15 protein-coding genes and 2 pseudogenes are annotated in these 13,232 nt (G+C 29.0%); 13 read left to right on the top strand and 4 right to left on the bottom strand.

Annotated features, from left to right (window positions below; genetic code table 11):
• Window positions 1-56: 56 nt before the first annotated feature.
• From JV528_RS14695 to JV528_RS11175, 5 genes and pseudogenes are all read left to right on the top strand, one after another.
• Window positions 57-173, top strand: a pseudogene (locus tag JV528_RS14695) (hypothetical protein); the annotation flags it as partial.
• Entirely contained in the window at window positions 140-418 is a 279-nt protein-coding gene (locus JV528_RS11190) for a hypothetical protein (RefSeq protein ID WP_000440736.1), read from the top strand. The pseudogene JV528_RS14695 and the gene JV528_RS11190, both read left to right, overlap by 34 nt.
• A 331-nt stretch (window positions 419-749) precedes the next feature.
• A complete protein-coding gene (locus JV528_RS14805) occupies window positions 750-872 on the top strand; it encodes a hypothetical protein (protein WP_000027069.1) in 123 nt (40 codons plus the stop codon).
• Between the two features lie 70 nt (window positions 873-942).
• A pseudogene (locus tag JV528_RS14690) lies at window positions 943-1,592 on the top strand (polymorphic toxin type 50 domain-containing protein); the annotation flags it as partial.
• 6 nt (window positions 1,593-1,598) lie between these two features.
• The gene (locus JV528_RS11175; RefSeq protein WP_001053371.1) at window positions 1,599-1,790 is read left to right on the top strand and encodes a hypothetical protein; all 192 of its coding nucleotides are present in this window, start codon (window positions 1,599-1,601) and stop codon (window positions 1,788-1,790) included.
• A gap of 552 nt (window positions 1,791-2,342) precedes the next feature.
• Here the strand turns inward: JV528_RS11175 and JV528_RS11170 are convergent.
• Window positions 2,343-3,368, bottom strand: coding sequence for a threonine aldolase family protein (locus JV528_RS11170; protein ID WP_000622710.1), 1,026 nt, complete (start codon window positions 3,366-3,368; stop codon window positions 2,343-2,345).
• Between the two features lie 270 nt (window positions 3,369-3,638).
• Here JV528_RS11170 and JV528_RS11165 point away from each other — a divergent pair, with 270 nt between their 5' ends.
• The 6 genes from JV528_RS11165 (at window position 3,639) to JV528_RS11140 (ending at window position 8,848) form a co-directional block, all read left to right on the top strand.
• Complete coding sequence (locus tag JV528_RS11165; protein WP_001186127.1) at window positions 3,639-3,836, top strand: hypothetical protein; 198 nt, start codon at window positions 3,639-3,641, stop codon at window positions 3,834-3,836.
• Window positions 3,837-3,892: 56 nt separating this feature from the next.
• Complete coding sequence (cls, locus tag JV528_RS11160) at window positions 3,893-5,374, top strand: cardiolipin synthase (RefSeq protein ID WP_204254834.1); 1,482 nt, start codon at window positions 3,893-3,895, stop codon at window positions 5,372-5,374.
• Window positions 5,375-5,545: 171 nt separating this feature from the next.
• Window positions 5,546-6,454: an ABC transporter ATP-binding protein gene (locus JV528_RS11155; RefSeq protein WP_078061104.1), complete on the top strand. Its 909-nt coding sequence runs from the start codon at window positions 5,546-5,548 to the stop codon at window positions 6,452-6,454.
• Window positions 6,423-7,154: an ABC transporter permease gene (locus JV528_RS11150; protein WP_000603962.1), complete on the top strand. Its 732-nt coding sequence runs from the start codon at window positions 6,423-6,425 to the stop codon at window positions 7,152-7,154. Before JV528_RS11155 ends, JV528_RS11150 begins: the two co-directional genes overlap by 32 nt.
• Window positions 7,155-7,157: 3 nt before the next feature.
• Window positions 7,158-8,249, top strand: coding sequence for a sensor histidine kinase (locus tag JV528_RS11145; RefSeq protein ID WP_065315842.1), 1,092 nt, complete (start codon window positions 7,158-7,160; stop codon window positions 8,247-8,249).
• Window positions 8,246-8,848: a response regulator transcription factor gene (locus JV528_RS11140; protein ID WP_000623460.1), complete on the top strand. Its 603-nt coding sequence runs from the start codon at window positions 8,246-8,248 to the stop codon at window positions 8,846-8,848. Before JV528_RS11145 ends, JV528_RS11140 begins: the two co-directional genes overlap by 4 nt.
• A gap of 112 nt (window positions 8,849-8,960) precedes the next feature.
• Here the strand turns inward: JV528_RS11140 and JV528_RS11135 are convergent, their stop codons facing one another.
• The gene (locus tag JV528_RS11135; RefSeq protein WP_001027143.1) at window positions 8,961-9,149 is read right to left on the bottom strand and encodes a hypothetical protein; all 189 of its coding nucleotides are present in this window, start codon (window positions 9,147-9,149) and stop codon (window positions 8,961-8,963) included.
• Between the two features lie 138 nt (window positions 9,150-9,287).
• Between JV528_RS11135 and nucI the strand changes: the two genes are divergently transcribed.
• Window positions 9,288-9,821: a thermonuclease NucI gene (gene nucI, locus JV528_RS11130; protein ID WP_000841351.1), complete on the top strand. Its 534-nt coding sequence runs from the start codon at window positions 9,288-9,290 to the stop codon at window positions 9,819-9,821.
• A 142-nt stretch (window positions 9,822-9,963) separates the two neighbouring features.
• On the opposite strand, the gene JV528_RS11125 is transcribed toward nucI, so the two are convergent.
• Window positions 9,964-10,818 carry a hypothetical protein gene (locus tag JV528_RS11125; protein ID WP_000011829.1) on the bottom strand — a complete coding sequence of 285 codons (855 nt, stop codon included), beginning with the start codon at window positions 10,816-10,818 and terminating at the stop codon, window positions 9,964-9,966.
• 330 nt (window positions 10,819-11,148) lie between these two features.
• Between JV528_RS11125 and JV528_RS11120 the strand changes: the two genes are divergently transcribed.
• The gene (locus JV528_RS11120; protein ID WP_001803470.1) at window positions 11,149-11,724 is read left to right on the top strand and encodes a hypothetical protein; all 576 of its coding nucleotides are present in this window, start codon (window positions 11,149-11,151) and stop codon (window positions 11,722-11,724) included.
• Window positions 11,725-11,777: 53 nt separating this feature from the next.
• Here the strand turns inward: JV528_RS11120 and JV528_RS11115 are convergent, their stop codons facing one another.
• A complete protein-coding gene (locus JV528_RS11115; protein ID WP_000868645.1) occupies window positions 11,778-13,160 on the bottom strand; it encodes an aspartate kinase in 1,383 nt (460 codons plus the stop codon).
• Window positions 13,161-13,232 lie beyond the last annotated feature (72 nt).

Genomic DNA, 13,232 nt, shown 5'->3' with positions numbered 1-13,232 from the left:
AAAGAGAAAGTGGTGCTATTTTTATACATTTTTTAACCTTCCAATGTGAAGGTTATTTTTATTGTCCAAAACGTGCTGATGACATTTTAAAAGCAAGTATGGAATATCAGTCGACAGACTATAAACGGAGGTATATCTCATGGAAAGAAATGAAAGTAATATTACTGACGTAACTCAGAACGAAGAGCAACTAGACAACAGTGATGAACAATCACAACAGAATGAGAAAACATTTTCTCAAGAAGAAGTATCACAATTGATTAAAGAGCGTATAGCTAGAGAACGCAAAAAATCAGATGAACGTATTAAAGATGCCAAAGAAAGCAATGATAGCAATGAAGTAGCTTATTTATTAAAAGATGGTAAAGTTACAAAAGTATATGGTGATCAAGATAGTGTATCTTTTATGCTAGGGTGAAAAGCAACCGAATTATTATTTATTTAACAGTAAACCGAATTCAATTGTTATGTTACATAACCATCCTGGACAGTCAGGATTTTCATTGAATGATTTAGAGATGTTTATTGAAAATAAATCTATCCGAACATTGACTATTGTTACTAACTATACTGTAGTAAAATATATAAGTAAAACTCCATTATATAATCAGTCTCAAGTTTATAAAATTATGAAAGATATAAAACAATCTATAATTATGAGAAATAATGAAGCGATAGTTGATAATATTCTAAAGTAACTTTATAATAAAAGAAATATAAAACGAAAGTACAAATAGGAGTAATACATTATGTCAATTCAACATTTAGATGGTTACATTTCTATAGAAGATTTTTTTAAGCATATGGAAGAATTATCGAAGAAAGAAGAATTAGAAAAAGAGATTAATCAATCAAAGTCTAAATATCAATAGCATCCTTTCTACACAGATAAAGAGAAGGTGGTGCTATTTTTATACACTTTTTTAACTATTTACTGAAATAGCAGAATTACAAAAGTTAACATATTTAAAAGAACTTGGTGAAGATGGCAAATATAAATATGTTGCCAAAATAGATAGTAAAACATCTAAATTATGTCATTCACTCAACGGAAAAATATATAAAGTTAAAGGTATGATACCAGGTGTAAATGCGTCACCTATGCATCCTTGGCGTAGAAGTACCACAGTGCCACATCTCGGCAATTGGCGAGACAAGTTCTTTAAAGAGCGTGAAGGTAAATATCGGGTAGAGAACAAAAAAATGAAAAAGAAAAATTACAAGAAAAAGCTAAAAAAGAAATGCTTGATATGATAAGTAATGGTAAAATAAAGATGCAATTGAATAATGAAAAACAACAGCGTCATATTTTAAACACAAATGAATATAATAACAAGAAAAATAATTCATCTTTCTTACCCAGTTATATTACAATAGATTCTAATGAAATTGAAAAGATGACTAAAAAAGAATTTATTGATTTTCCAGTTTTGTTTGATGATGAAGGGAATTTTAGAAAAAAACAAGTTATAGATTACAAAAAGATAATAGGTAAATCTTATGTGAATGGTAAATATATTGAAATGAAATTAGGTAAAGTTCATTATTCTAAAACTGGTTTTCATGTAGTTCCGTATATTAAAAAGGAGTGATTAAAAATGAATTTACAGTCATACATAGGCAAATTAGTCAAATTAACGCTTACTAATAATAAAATATTAATTGGAAAAGTGATAGACTTTGATGATAAAGTTGATAATTTTGATGGTTATAATTCGATAGAAATTGATACAGGTAGAATTACATATGATATATCAGAAAATAAAATTAAAACTATTGTTTTACAATAATAGCATCCTTTCTACACAGATAAAGAGAAAGCGGTGCTATTTTTTGCGCTTTTATAACAACTAAGGATACAAGACACTTACCTTCAACAATATCCTCATCTAAACCTATCGATTTCCTAAGCTCAATTTTAAACACAAAGTTTATTTGTAAAGATGCACACCTATAAAAATCTTAATCATCGAAAAGTCACAAACATCTCCATATTAAAAACTTAAATAGTGCATTCCATTTAAACTAAACATCGATATTCCTACCAATATAGACTTAGTAATTCGATTGTTAATACATTACTTTCATAAAATAACTACAACCGTCATAATACTTCTCAAATGTCGTCAAATTAAAGTAAATACAGCACAAATTAACATTTTTAAATATATAAAATAAAACAAGATACTCAATAATCTGTAGTACCTTGTTTTGGAATAATGTAATTTTATATCATCAATGGCTTCAAATGAGCAGTTTCAAATATAAATAAACACAACTACTCAACTGATCTTGATTAATTAATAAATAAATGATTTGGCCGATGACATATAACAGCATTATTAGATTAATTCTAATAGTTTATTTAAATTTTCTTCGGTTGTCGCCCAGCTGGTTGCGAATCTAACAACACGATGTTGATCATCGTATTTTTCCCAAACAGCAAATTTAACTTTTTGTTCTAACTCTGCTATTTTCTCGTTACTTAAAATAAAAAATTGTTGATTGGTTGGAGAATCAAAGTAAAGACGATAGCCTTTATTTATAAACCCGTCTTTCATCTTATTTGCCATTTCGATAGCATGTCTGCTTATATTAAAATATAAATTATCCGTAAATAATTCTAAAAATTGTATGCCTGTTAACCGTCCTTTTGCTAAAAGTGCACCGTGATGTTTGATTCGAGTGGTAAATTGTTTCGGTTCATTATTCTTCGTAAAAACAATTGCTTCTCCGCATAATGCACCTATCTTTGTACCACCTATATAAAATACATCACAATATTTAGCGATGTCTTTAATAGTCATATCTGATTGGTCACTCATCAATCCATACCCTAATCGTGCACCATCCATAAATAATGGAAGCTGATATTGCTTACATACTTTGCATAACTCTTCCAATTCTGATTTAGAGTATAAAGTGCCATATTCTGTAGGATGAGAAATATATACCATTCCTGGGAATACCATATGGTCCTTTTTAAAATCACTTTTAAATGTCTCCATGTAAGTTTCAACATTTGAAGCACTAACTTTTCCTTCCTTAGAGGGTATAGTAATTACTTTATGTCCACTATATTCAATTGCACCGCCCTCATGCACAGCAACATGACCAGTGTCTGCTGAAATGACCCCTTCGTAACTTTCTAACATTGAATTAATAACAACCTGATTGGTTTGCGTTCCACCTACTAAAAAACGAATAGTAGCATTTGGACAATCAATTGTATCTTTAATCTTTTCAATTGCCTGAGCTGTGAATTGATCAAAGCCATATCCCGAAGCTTGTACGAGATTTGTATCTACTAATCGTTTTAATACTTTTTCATGAGCGCCTTCTAAATAATCATTTTCAAATGAGATCACTACATTTCCCCCCTAAAACTAATATCAACATTTTAAAAAGATAAACCAATTTCAAAACTAGTTCGATATTTAAAATGTATTATGAATGGTTAAAGTTTGTATCGCATTATCGCGAAGTTGAATAAATATATTATACATCAAACAATACATTATGAAAATTAATTAATTTTTTATCACAATTACTTTGCGTGCCGAAACACATATATTAATGATTGAATTTTACTGTTAAAAGTTCTATGATTTAGGAAATAGAGAAAAGAGGGGATTTAAATGCAACAAATTAAACTTAAAACTTTTACAGCTGAGACTTTAGAATTATTAGAATCAAATATCAACGAATTTTTAGGTTCTGAAGAAGCTGCAAATTTGAAATTAGTAAATATTACAATTAAAGAAATTGAGGAAAGAACATTTCCAAATAATGAAGAAGAGTTTAATGCAATATTAACTCTATCTGTAAATAAATAATCTGGAACGAAAGGTACAAAAGTTTTTTGTGCCTTTCTTTATAGGAGAAATAAACTATGAAATTTTCATTTTCAAATGATTTAGGAACACTTTTTACCATTATTTTAGCAATTGCCTTTATCATTAATTTGGTTCTAGCGTTTATTATTATTTTTTTAGAAAGAAATAGACGTACAGCCAGTTCAACATGGGCGTGGTTATTTGTACTTTTTGTATTACCATTAATTGGTTTTATCCTTTATCTATTTTTTGGAAGAACGGTTTCTGCGCGTAAACTAAATAAAAATAATGGGAACGTGTTAACAGATTTTGATGCGCTTTTAAAGCAGCAAATTGAAAGCTTTGATAAAGGTAATTATGGTACAGATAATAAACAAGTTCAAAAGCACCATGATTTGGTACGTATGTTGTTAATGGATCAAGATGGCTTTTTAACTGAAAACAATAAAATTGATCATTTTATTGATGGAAATGATTTATATGATCAAGTTTTACAAGATATTAAAAATGCTAAAGAATACATCCATTTAGAGTATTATACATTCGCTCTAGATGGCTTAGGCCAAAGAATTTTAAAAGCGTTAGAAGAGAAATTGAAACAAGGTCTAGAAGTGAAAATTTTATATGATGACGTTGGTTCAAAGAAAGTTAAGATGGCTAATTTTGATCATTTTAAATCGTTAGGTGGAGAAGTTGAAGCATTTTTTGCTTCTAAATTACCGTTATTGAATTTCAGAATGAATAATAGAAATCATAGAAAAATCATCGTTATCGATGGTCAACTAGGTTATGTCGGAGGATTTAACATTGGTGATGAATATCTAGGTTTAGGAAAATTAGGGTATTGGAGAGATACGCATTTACGTATACAAGGGGATGCGGTTGATGCACTGCAGTTGCGATTTATTTTAGACTGGAATTCGCAAGCACATCGACCTCAATTTGAATATGATGAAAAATATTTTCCTAAAAAGAATAAATCATTCGGTAATGCGCCAATCCAGATTGCTGCAAGTGGTCCCGCCAGTGACTGGCATCAAATTGAATATGGTTATACAAAAATGATTATGAGCGCTAAGAAGTCGGTATATTTGCAATCGCCTTATTTCATTCCGGATAACTCATATATAAATGCCATTAAAATTGCAGCTAAATCAGGGGTAGATGTTCATCTAATGATTCCATGTAAGCCAGATCATCCTTTAGTTTATTGGGCGACATTTTCAAATGCCTCTGACTTATTATCAAGTGGTGTTAAAATTTATACGTATGAAAATGGATTTATACATTCTAAAATGTGTTTAATTGATGATGAAATCGTATCAGTGGGCACAGCAAATATGGACTTTAGAAGTTTTGAATTAAATTTTGAAGTAAATGCCTTTGTATATGATGAAAATCTTGCTAAAGATTTAAGAGCGGCTTATGAACATGATATTACAAAATCAAAACAACTTACTGAAGAATCTTATGCTAATAGACCATTGTCTGTTAAGTTTAAAGAATCGTTAGCAAAATTAGTTTCGCCAATTTTATAAAGAATAATTTCAAGTCTCATTTTAATGAGGCTTTTTTTATTTCTGCAATTAATAACTATAACAATATTATGTAAAGCAATGAGGTGACAAATGTCATTTTGAACCAATGACAAAGTATCCTATTTTAAATCGAATAAATTTACTAATCTTAAATTAATAAAATATTAAGAGGTGGTTCATTTGATTCAAATATCTAATATTAATAAATCATTTAAGAAAAAGCGTGTTTTAAAAAACATTTCATTTGATATTGAAAAAGGTACATGTGTCGCATTAATCGGAAAAAATGGTGCTGGAAAATCAACATTAGTTGATATTTTAAGCAATAAAATAATTGCTGATGATGGCGTGATTTTTGATAAAGACAACTTATTGCAAAGTGAAAATCGCAGTATAATGTTTCAAAAAACGATATTTCCAGATCAATTGAAGGTAATTGAAATTATCAAATTATATCAATCATTTTATGAAAATCCATTAACATTGGACGTAATAATAGAACTAACAAAGTTTAATTCTAATCAATTGAATCAATTTGCAAATCAATTATCTGGAGGTCAACAACGATTACTTGATTTTGTAATATCTTTAATAGGACAACCACAGCTTATTTTGTTAGATGAACCAACGTCAAATATGGATATTGAAATGAGAGAATATTTTTGGTCAATAATAGCTAAGTTAAAAGAAGAAAATCGGACGATTCTTTATACATCGCACTATATAGAAGAAGTAGAGCGCATGTCCGACAAAATTATTTTGATAGAAAATGGAGAAATCAAACTTAATGATTCAACGTCACATATTAGAACCAATCAGCAATCTCAGATTACGTTATCTGATGAATATAAAAGAAAGTTAAAACCAGATAAAGATGATTTAGTTATTCAAAAAAATCATAATGGCACTATCAAAATTATTACTTCAAATGTAAATGATACGATTTTATATCTTCAACAACTTCATATTAATTTGGATGATATTGAAATACAAAAAGTCTCAATTGTTGATTCATACTTCAACAATAAAAAGCAAAGGGGATCTAATTATGATACTAAGTTACTTGAAAATCGAATTTAAAGTTATACTGCGTAAAAAAACAACATTAATATTATCTATTTTATTTCCTGTTATTTTCTATATATTATTTACTTCGATATTGGATTTGCCGGAAGATGTTAAACCTAAATTTTATAAAGAGTATATGTATAGTATGACGGTTTATAGTTTGTTAAGTTTTAGCTTACTAACTTTTCCATTAGATATTATTAATGAAAAACAAAATGGATGGCGCCAAAGATTAATGGTAACACCATTTACTTTTACTAGTTATTATATTTCAAAAGTAGTGAAAACTATGCTGCAATTTGCAATAGCGATATTAGTGATTTTTATGGTTGGGCATTTTTATAAAGGTGTTGAAATGAGTGCAGTTCAATGGTTAGAGTCAGGAATATTTTTATGGTTAGGTGCGTCTCTATTAATAACTTTTGGCATATTATTTTCTTTGTTAAATGATATTCAAAAAACAAGTGCTTTAGCCAATATCGTAACAATTGGATTAGCAGTATTAGGTGGATTGTGGTTTCCGATAAACACATTTCCGAATTGGCTTCAACATGTTGCTCATGTTTTACCGAGCTATCATTTGCGTAAACTAGGTGTAGATATTGCTTCAAATCATCATATCAGTTTAATATCAATTGTTATAATACTCTTGTATGCTTTAGGGAGTATTATAGCAGTATATTGTATTAGTCATTTTAAAAGGGCGGAATAAAATATGAAATTTTTAAAAGATACTTCAATTGCTGAAATATCGTCTATACTTTATCTGATTTTTCCTATTGCCGGTATATTTTTTAATGAAGTATATGGTCCCAAATGGTTGTATATTATATCAGTCATTGTCTTTTCGTTATCGTATCTTATATTAGTTATAGTAAATAATAGACTTAATACATTAATGTTTTACATTTTGTTTATTATTCATTATTTTATTATTTGTTATTTTGTTTTCAGTGTACATCCAATGCTAAGTTTGTTTTTCTTTTATAGTGCTTTTGCCATTCCATTTACTTTTAAAAATAATGTTAAAAAAATGGCAACTAATCTTTTCATTTTAACGATGATTATATGTTTAACAATTACTTACTTAGTACATAACGACTATTTTGTTGCAATGACGATTTATTATGTTGTTATTTTGTTAATCGTGTTTGATAATTTAAAAAAAGTGAAAGATCGTGAATATAAAAAAGAAATAGAAGAAAAAAATCGATATATTAATACGTTAATAACTGAACAAGAGCGTCATAGAATAGGTCAAGATTTACATGATACGCTTGGTCATGTGTTTGCAAGTTTATCATTAAAATCAGAATTAGCTTATAAAATTATTGATTCTGATACTGAAAATGCAAAAGCTGAATTGTTAGCGATTAATAAGTTGTCGCGGGAATCATTAAACAAAGTTCGCGAAATTATCGATGATATAAGATTACCATCATTTATTGAAGAAATTGAGAGTATCTGTAAAATTTTAAAAGATGCTGACATTCAGTTTACGTTTGAAAATAAAGAATTGGCACAATTATTGAGTCCTACAAAACAATCCATTTTAGTAATGATTGCTCGTGAAGCGATAAACAATGTGATTAAGCATGCAAATGCTTCAAAAGTTCATGGTCAATTACGAGCTATGAATGAACATAAATTACAGTTCATTATACAGGATAATGGAGAAGGTATTGACAGCGGCTGTGAAATAAAGAGTATTTCACAACGAGTACAACATTTAAATGGAACATTAGAAGTTGAATCGAATAAAGGTACTAAATTAATTATCGAAATGCCTACAGGGGGAATAGCATGATTTCTATAATTATTGCAGAAGATCAAAATATGTTACGACAGGCAATGGTTCAATTAATTAAACTACATGGTGATTTTGAAATTTTAGCCGATGTAGATAATGGTCTCGATGCAATAAAAATTATTGAGGCACACCATCCTGATGTAGTTATTTTAGATATTGAAATGTCAGGCATGACTGGACTTGAAGTTTTAGCAGAAATTAGAAAGAAGCATTTGAATATTAAAGTGATTATTGTAACAACTTTTAAAAGGCCGGGGTATTTTGAAAAAGCTGTTGCAAATGATGTGGATGCATATGTTTTAAAAGAACGTTCTATAGAAGAATTAGTGGAAACAATTTATAAAGTGTATAACGGTAAGAAAGAATATAGTGCTTCTCTTATGACTTCATTTTTCACAGATAAAAACCCATTAACACCAAAAGAACAAATTGTATTAAGGGAAATCGGCAATGGTTTAAGTAGTAAAGAAATAAGTGAAAAATTATTTTTGACAGATGGAACAGTTAGAAATTATACATCTGTTATAATTGATAAATTATTTGCAGATAATCGTTTTGATGCTTGGAAAAAGGCGAATGAAAAAGGCTGGATCTAAATACAAACAAAAAAGTATTGAGTGTTTTGATTTAAGAGACTTTGAAAGTGAGTCAATAATCAAAATCTTACTCAATACTTTTATTTTGGTACTCTCAAGTTAGATTTGTTAACTAATTTTTTCGCTTATTATAAAACGAAACAATCAGGTAAACGATAAAACCTACAAAGATACCCAATAAAATAGATAATACTGCCGTCACTATTAATGGTAATTTGAAAAATATTTGTAGGAAAATACCAATGATAATTGCGATAATTACTGCAATTAATGTGACTGTATTTTCATTTGAAATGTTCATTCATTTTCACTCCTTAACAATAACATTATATCATGCTATAGCTTTCCAAAATATTGAAATATGTAGATATGGCTATTGACGATATTTCTTAACTTTTATATGATTAATCGGAATGAAAAAAGAGAAGTAGGTGGCAAAATGAAGTCAAATAAATCGCTTGCTATGATTGTGGTAGCCATCATTATTGTAGGTGTATTAGCATTTCAATTTATGAATCATACGGGTCCTTTTAAAAAGGGAACAAATCATGAAACTGTACAAGATTTAAATGGTAAAGATAAAGTGCATGTTCAAAGAGTTGTGGATGGTGATACATTTATTGCAAATCAAAATGGTAAAGAAATTAAAGTTAGGCTTATAGGGGTTGATACGCCAGAAACGGTAAAACCGAATACGCCTGTACAACCATTTGGCAAAGAAGCATCAAATTATAGTAAGAAGACATTAACAAATCAAGATGTTTATTTAGAATATGATAAGGAAAAGCAAGACCGCTATGGTAGAACATTGGCGTATGTATGGATAAGTAAAGATCGTATGTACAATAAGGAATTAGTGGAAAAGGGACTTGCTAGAGAGAAGTATTTTTCACCAAATGGCAAATATAGAAATGTATTTATAGAAGCACAAAATAAAGCTAAACAACAGAAATTAAATATTTGGAGTAAATAATTAAATAGGTGATTATATATATTAAAGTAAAATATACTTGAAGCATCGATTTATTATTACCATAAATTTATATATAGAAATAATTTAAAGGCATAATAACCATAGTGCGTATCGAGCGTAATGGATTATTATGCCTTTGATTTTACTTGAATATAGCTGTGATTTGATCAACCTGATCTTTATTTAAAGGGTGTTTAGATAGCTCTATGGCTTCGCTAATAATACGTCGTAACGAAGATTTTGTTGAAACTGTATCAACATATTTATCTCTTTCTTCAGAACCTTGAATGATATTAACTGTACCATCACTAAAGTAAATAACACCGGTACTTTGGACTTTAAAGTTAAAGTTTTGTTCAATATGATCCTTTAATGCTTTAGCATTATTTGCTGCTAATTGATACGGATCATAATCATAAAAATCATAAATAACACGATTTGGTTGAACTGTTTCTGTAAAAGTATAGATAGACTTTCTTGATGAATTAAACTGATCATGATATTGCTGGCTAATGTAATGACCGACAACTTTTTCAATATTACTATTGCTCACTTCTGTATCATGCTCATCAGGTACATCAAAGTGATAAAATGTTTTTTCACCCCAGCTTTTTACATCAACGTTTATTAAACCGATATCTGAAACAATGATAAAATCAAATGAACGTGCATACTCGAAAAACGGATGTTTAGTAGCTAAATTGCTTGTAACGATAATATCGTAATATTTTAATTTACCATTTTCGAGATAGCTATCTAAAATCTTGCGTAATTCTCTTTTAGCATTTTTGTATGCATGGTGGCCAACATCATTATTAGAACTCAGCATTTGACTTCTTAATTCAGCATTTTCTGCACTTAATGCTTTGTTCTTTTTAATAAGTTGCTTTCTTGCATAAACTTCGGTATCTATTTTACTATTACTATACCTTTGATTTAAAACTAATATACCAATTAATGCTACAATGATAATGATAAGTACAACATAAAAAGACATTTTTTCACCAATCCTTTTTGACTTCTTTAACTTTGTATACAATAATAATTAATAAAGATTAATTGTTATTCAATTTCCCACATTTTTATTAGTCGATTTTAGTTCATCATTGTTATAATCAAATTATAAACTGACAGATATTGATGTTCAATGAATATGACGTGAAAGATTCGTGAATTCAAGTTTATGTCGAATTTATGTTATAACGGTCATTTAAATGACAGAATTAGGTCACTCATAGTATTTTGAAGATTGAATTCATTAATTTTAAAATGTATAATGATATTTGCGAAAGCGCTTGCTTAGGAGGTGTATTTGAGAGTGAATGAAATGAATGCTAAAGAACAATTAGTGGACAATTTAATGAAAACATCATCGCAATTATTTAAATTTCACGGTGAAGTTGCCATGCAGCTTTTCTTAAATGATGAATTAAAATTACCTTCTATTGTTGAAATATGCGTGGAACGTAAGCGTTTAAGTGATATTGTGAAAGTTATTCCGCAATCATATGCGTTACTATACATAGATAAGCAAGATCAAGCAATAGCTAAAGAAGATTTATCACTTTCAAAAATTGCAAAAGTTTATGTGCAATATGATGATACAACAATAATGAGTATTTTCGTTTATGATGTTGTAAACGATGAATGGATTTTTAGATTGGATCCGAATATACGTATACCTAAGAGTAACATTTACTTCCATAGTTTAAATTGGGATGTAGATTATATTAAACCGGAAATCGTTCTAATGTATGATCTAATGCAACACCATCAGTATCATCATTATTCCAATTATAAACGAGTCATAGATGCATTAAGCTACTATCAATTTTTTATTTTAAAATTTGTAGTAGGTGAGCAACGTATTAAGGATGCAATACAGAGAACAATAAATAATTAAGAAAAAGCAATTCATAACGCAGTTGAATACATGTGTTACGAATTGCTTTTATATTAGTTTTTATCACACAAGTTTTTTAATGCAACCCCGTGATAGCAAAACTCATATGTAGATAATACAGCTTTTTCAGCATCATCTACATGAATTCCAAACATCATCGATATTTCCGAAGCACCTTGGTTAATCATTTTTAAGTTAATTTTTGATTCAGCTAAGGCATGTGTAATTTTATTTGCAGTACCAATGACTTTATTCATACCTTCGCCGACAATCATTAAAATTGCTAAATCATGCTCAATACTTAGCTCATCAACATCACATTTTTGACGAATTTCATTTAATACTTTTGTTTCTTTATTTTGAATTTGTTTTGAACGCATAACGATACTGATAGTATCAATACCTGAAGGCATATGATCAAATGAAATATTATTATCCTCTAAGACACCTAATATCTTTCTAGTAAAGCCGACTTGTCTATTCATTAAATACTTTTTGATATTAATAACAGTAAAATCTTTATCACAACTTATACCGCTAATCACATTTTTCGCATTTATTTCTCTATCATGCACTATAAATGTACCCTTATCTTGAGGGCGGTTCGTATTTTTAATCACCACAGGGATGCGATCTTTATAAAGTGGTTGTAAGGCTTCATCATGGAAAACACTAAAACCAGCATAAGATAATTCACGCATTTCTCGATAAGTGATTTCTTCGATTAATTCAGGATCTTTGATGATATTTGGATTAGCTTTATAAATACCAGACACATCGGTGAAATTTTCATAAATTGTGGCTCTAACACCACTTGATATGATGGCGCCAGTTATATCTGATCCGCCACGTGGAAATGTAACTATATATCCTTCATGAGATACGCCAAAAAATCCTGGGATAATTAGTTTTTCGTCATAATCTCTTAATTTTTTAATTTCAGAGTAAGCACTATCTAATATTTGTGCTTCTTGTGGGACGTCAGTAACAAAAATACCCGCTTCCTTCGGTGATATATATTTTGTTGGTATACCTTGACTATTATTATATAGAGCTATCAATTGCGCATTAAAATCTTCACCACAAGAAAGTAATGCATCTAATAGTCTCTTCGGTTCATTTTTTAATTGATTAATATAATGTTCCAAAGTCACATCTATCGTCCGTAAAATACTTTCATCCATTTGCAATTCTTTTACAATATCATCATAACGCTGAATAATTTCTCTTTTTTTATCATGATAATCAAGATGATTAATGACCTTTTCATATAATCTGATTAATAAATCAGTTGTTTTAATATCATTATCATGTCTTTTACCTGGAGCAGAAACGATAACAATCTTTCGCTCTGGATCAGAATTAACAATATTTAAAACCTTTTTAATTTGAGTAGCATTGGAGACGGAGCTACCACCGAATTTGGAAACTTTCATAGTGCATGCCAACCTTTCTAAAAAATCAGAAAATTGTATTCAGTTTTGTAAGTAAGAATGATATTATGTATT

Source organism: Staphylococcus sp. GDB20D11A (assembly GCF_016893255.1).
In the GTDB taxonomy this organism is placed as follows: Bacteria; Bacillota; Bacilli; order Staphylococcales; family Staphylococcaceae; genus Staphylococcus; species Staphylococcus aureus.
Note: the sequence above shows the minus strand (reverse complement) of the source record. Positions and strands in the feature narration are given on the sequence as shown.

Coding starts and splice junctions, on each gene's coding strand:
- JV528_RS14805 (WP_000027069.1), top strand. CDS start 750: ATGTCAATTCAACATTTAGATGGTTACATTTCTATAGAAGATTTTTTT.
- JV528_RS11165 (WP_001186127.1), top strand. CDS start 3,639: ATGCAACAAATTAAACTTAAAACTTTTACAGCTGAGACTTTAGAATTA.
- JV528_RS11190 (WP_000440736.1), top strand. CDS start 140: ATGGAAAGAAATGAAAGTAATATTACTGACGTAACTCAGAACGAAGAG.
- cls (WP_204254834.1), top strand. CDS start 3,893: ATGAAATTTTCATTTTCAAATGATTTAGGAACACTTTTTACCATTATT.
- JV528_RS11150 (WP_000603962.1), top strand. CDS start 6,423: ATGATACTAAGTTACTTGAAAATCGAATTTAAAGTTATACTGCGTAAA.
- JV528_RS11140 (WP_000623460.1), top strand. CDS start 8,246: ATGATTTCTATAATTATTGCAGAAGATCAAAATATGTTACGACAGGCA.
- JV528_RS11120 (WP_001803470.1), top strand. CDS start 11,149: ATGAATGCTAAAGAACAATTAGTGGACAATTTAATGAAAACATCATCG.
- JV528_RS11145 (WP_065315842.1), top strand. CDS start 7,158: ATGAAATTTTTAAAAGATACTTCAATTGCTGAAATATCGTCTATACTT.
- nucI (WP_000841351.1), top strand. CDS start 9,288: ATGAAGTCAAATAAATCGCTTGCTATGATTGTGGTAGCCATCATTATT.
- JV528_RS11115 (WP_000868645.1), bottom strand. CDS start 13,160: ATGAAAGTTTCCAAATTCGGTGGTAGCTCCGTCTCCAATGCTACTCAA.
- JV528_RS11175 (WP_001053371.1), top strand. CDS start 1,599: ATGAATTTACAGTCATACATAGGCAAATTAGTCAAATTAACGCTTACT.
- JV528_RS11135 (WP_001027143.1), bottom strand. CDS start 9,149: ATGAACATTTCAAATGAAAATACAGTCACATTAATTGCAGTAATTATC.
- JV528_RS11125 (WP_000011829.1), bottom strand. CDS start 10,818: ATGTCTTTTTATGTTGTACTTATCATTATCATTGTAGCATTAATTGGT.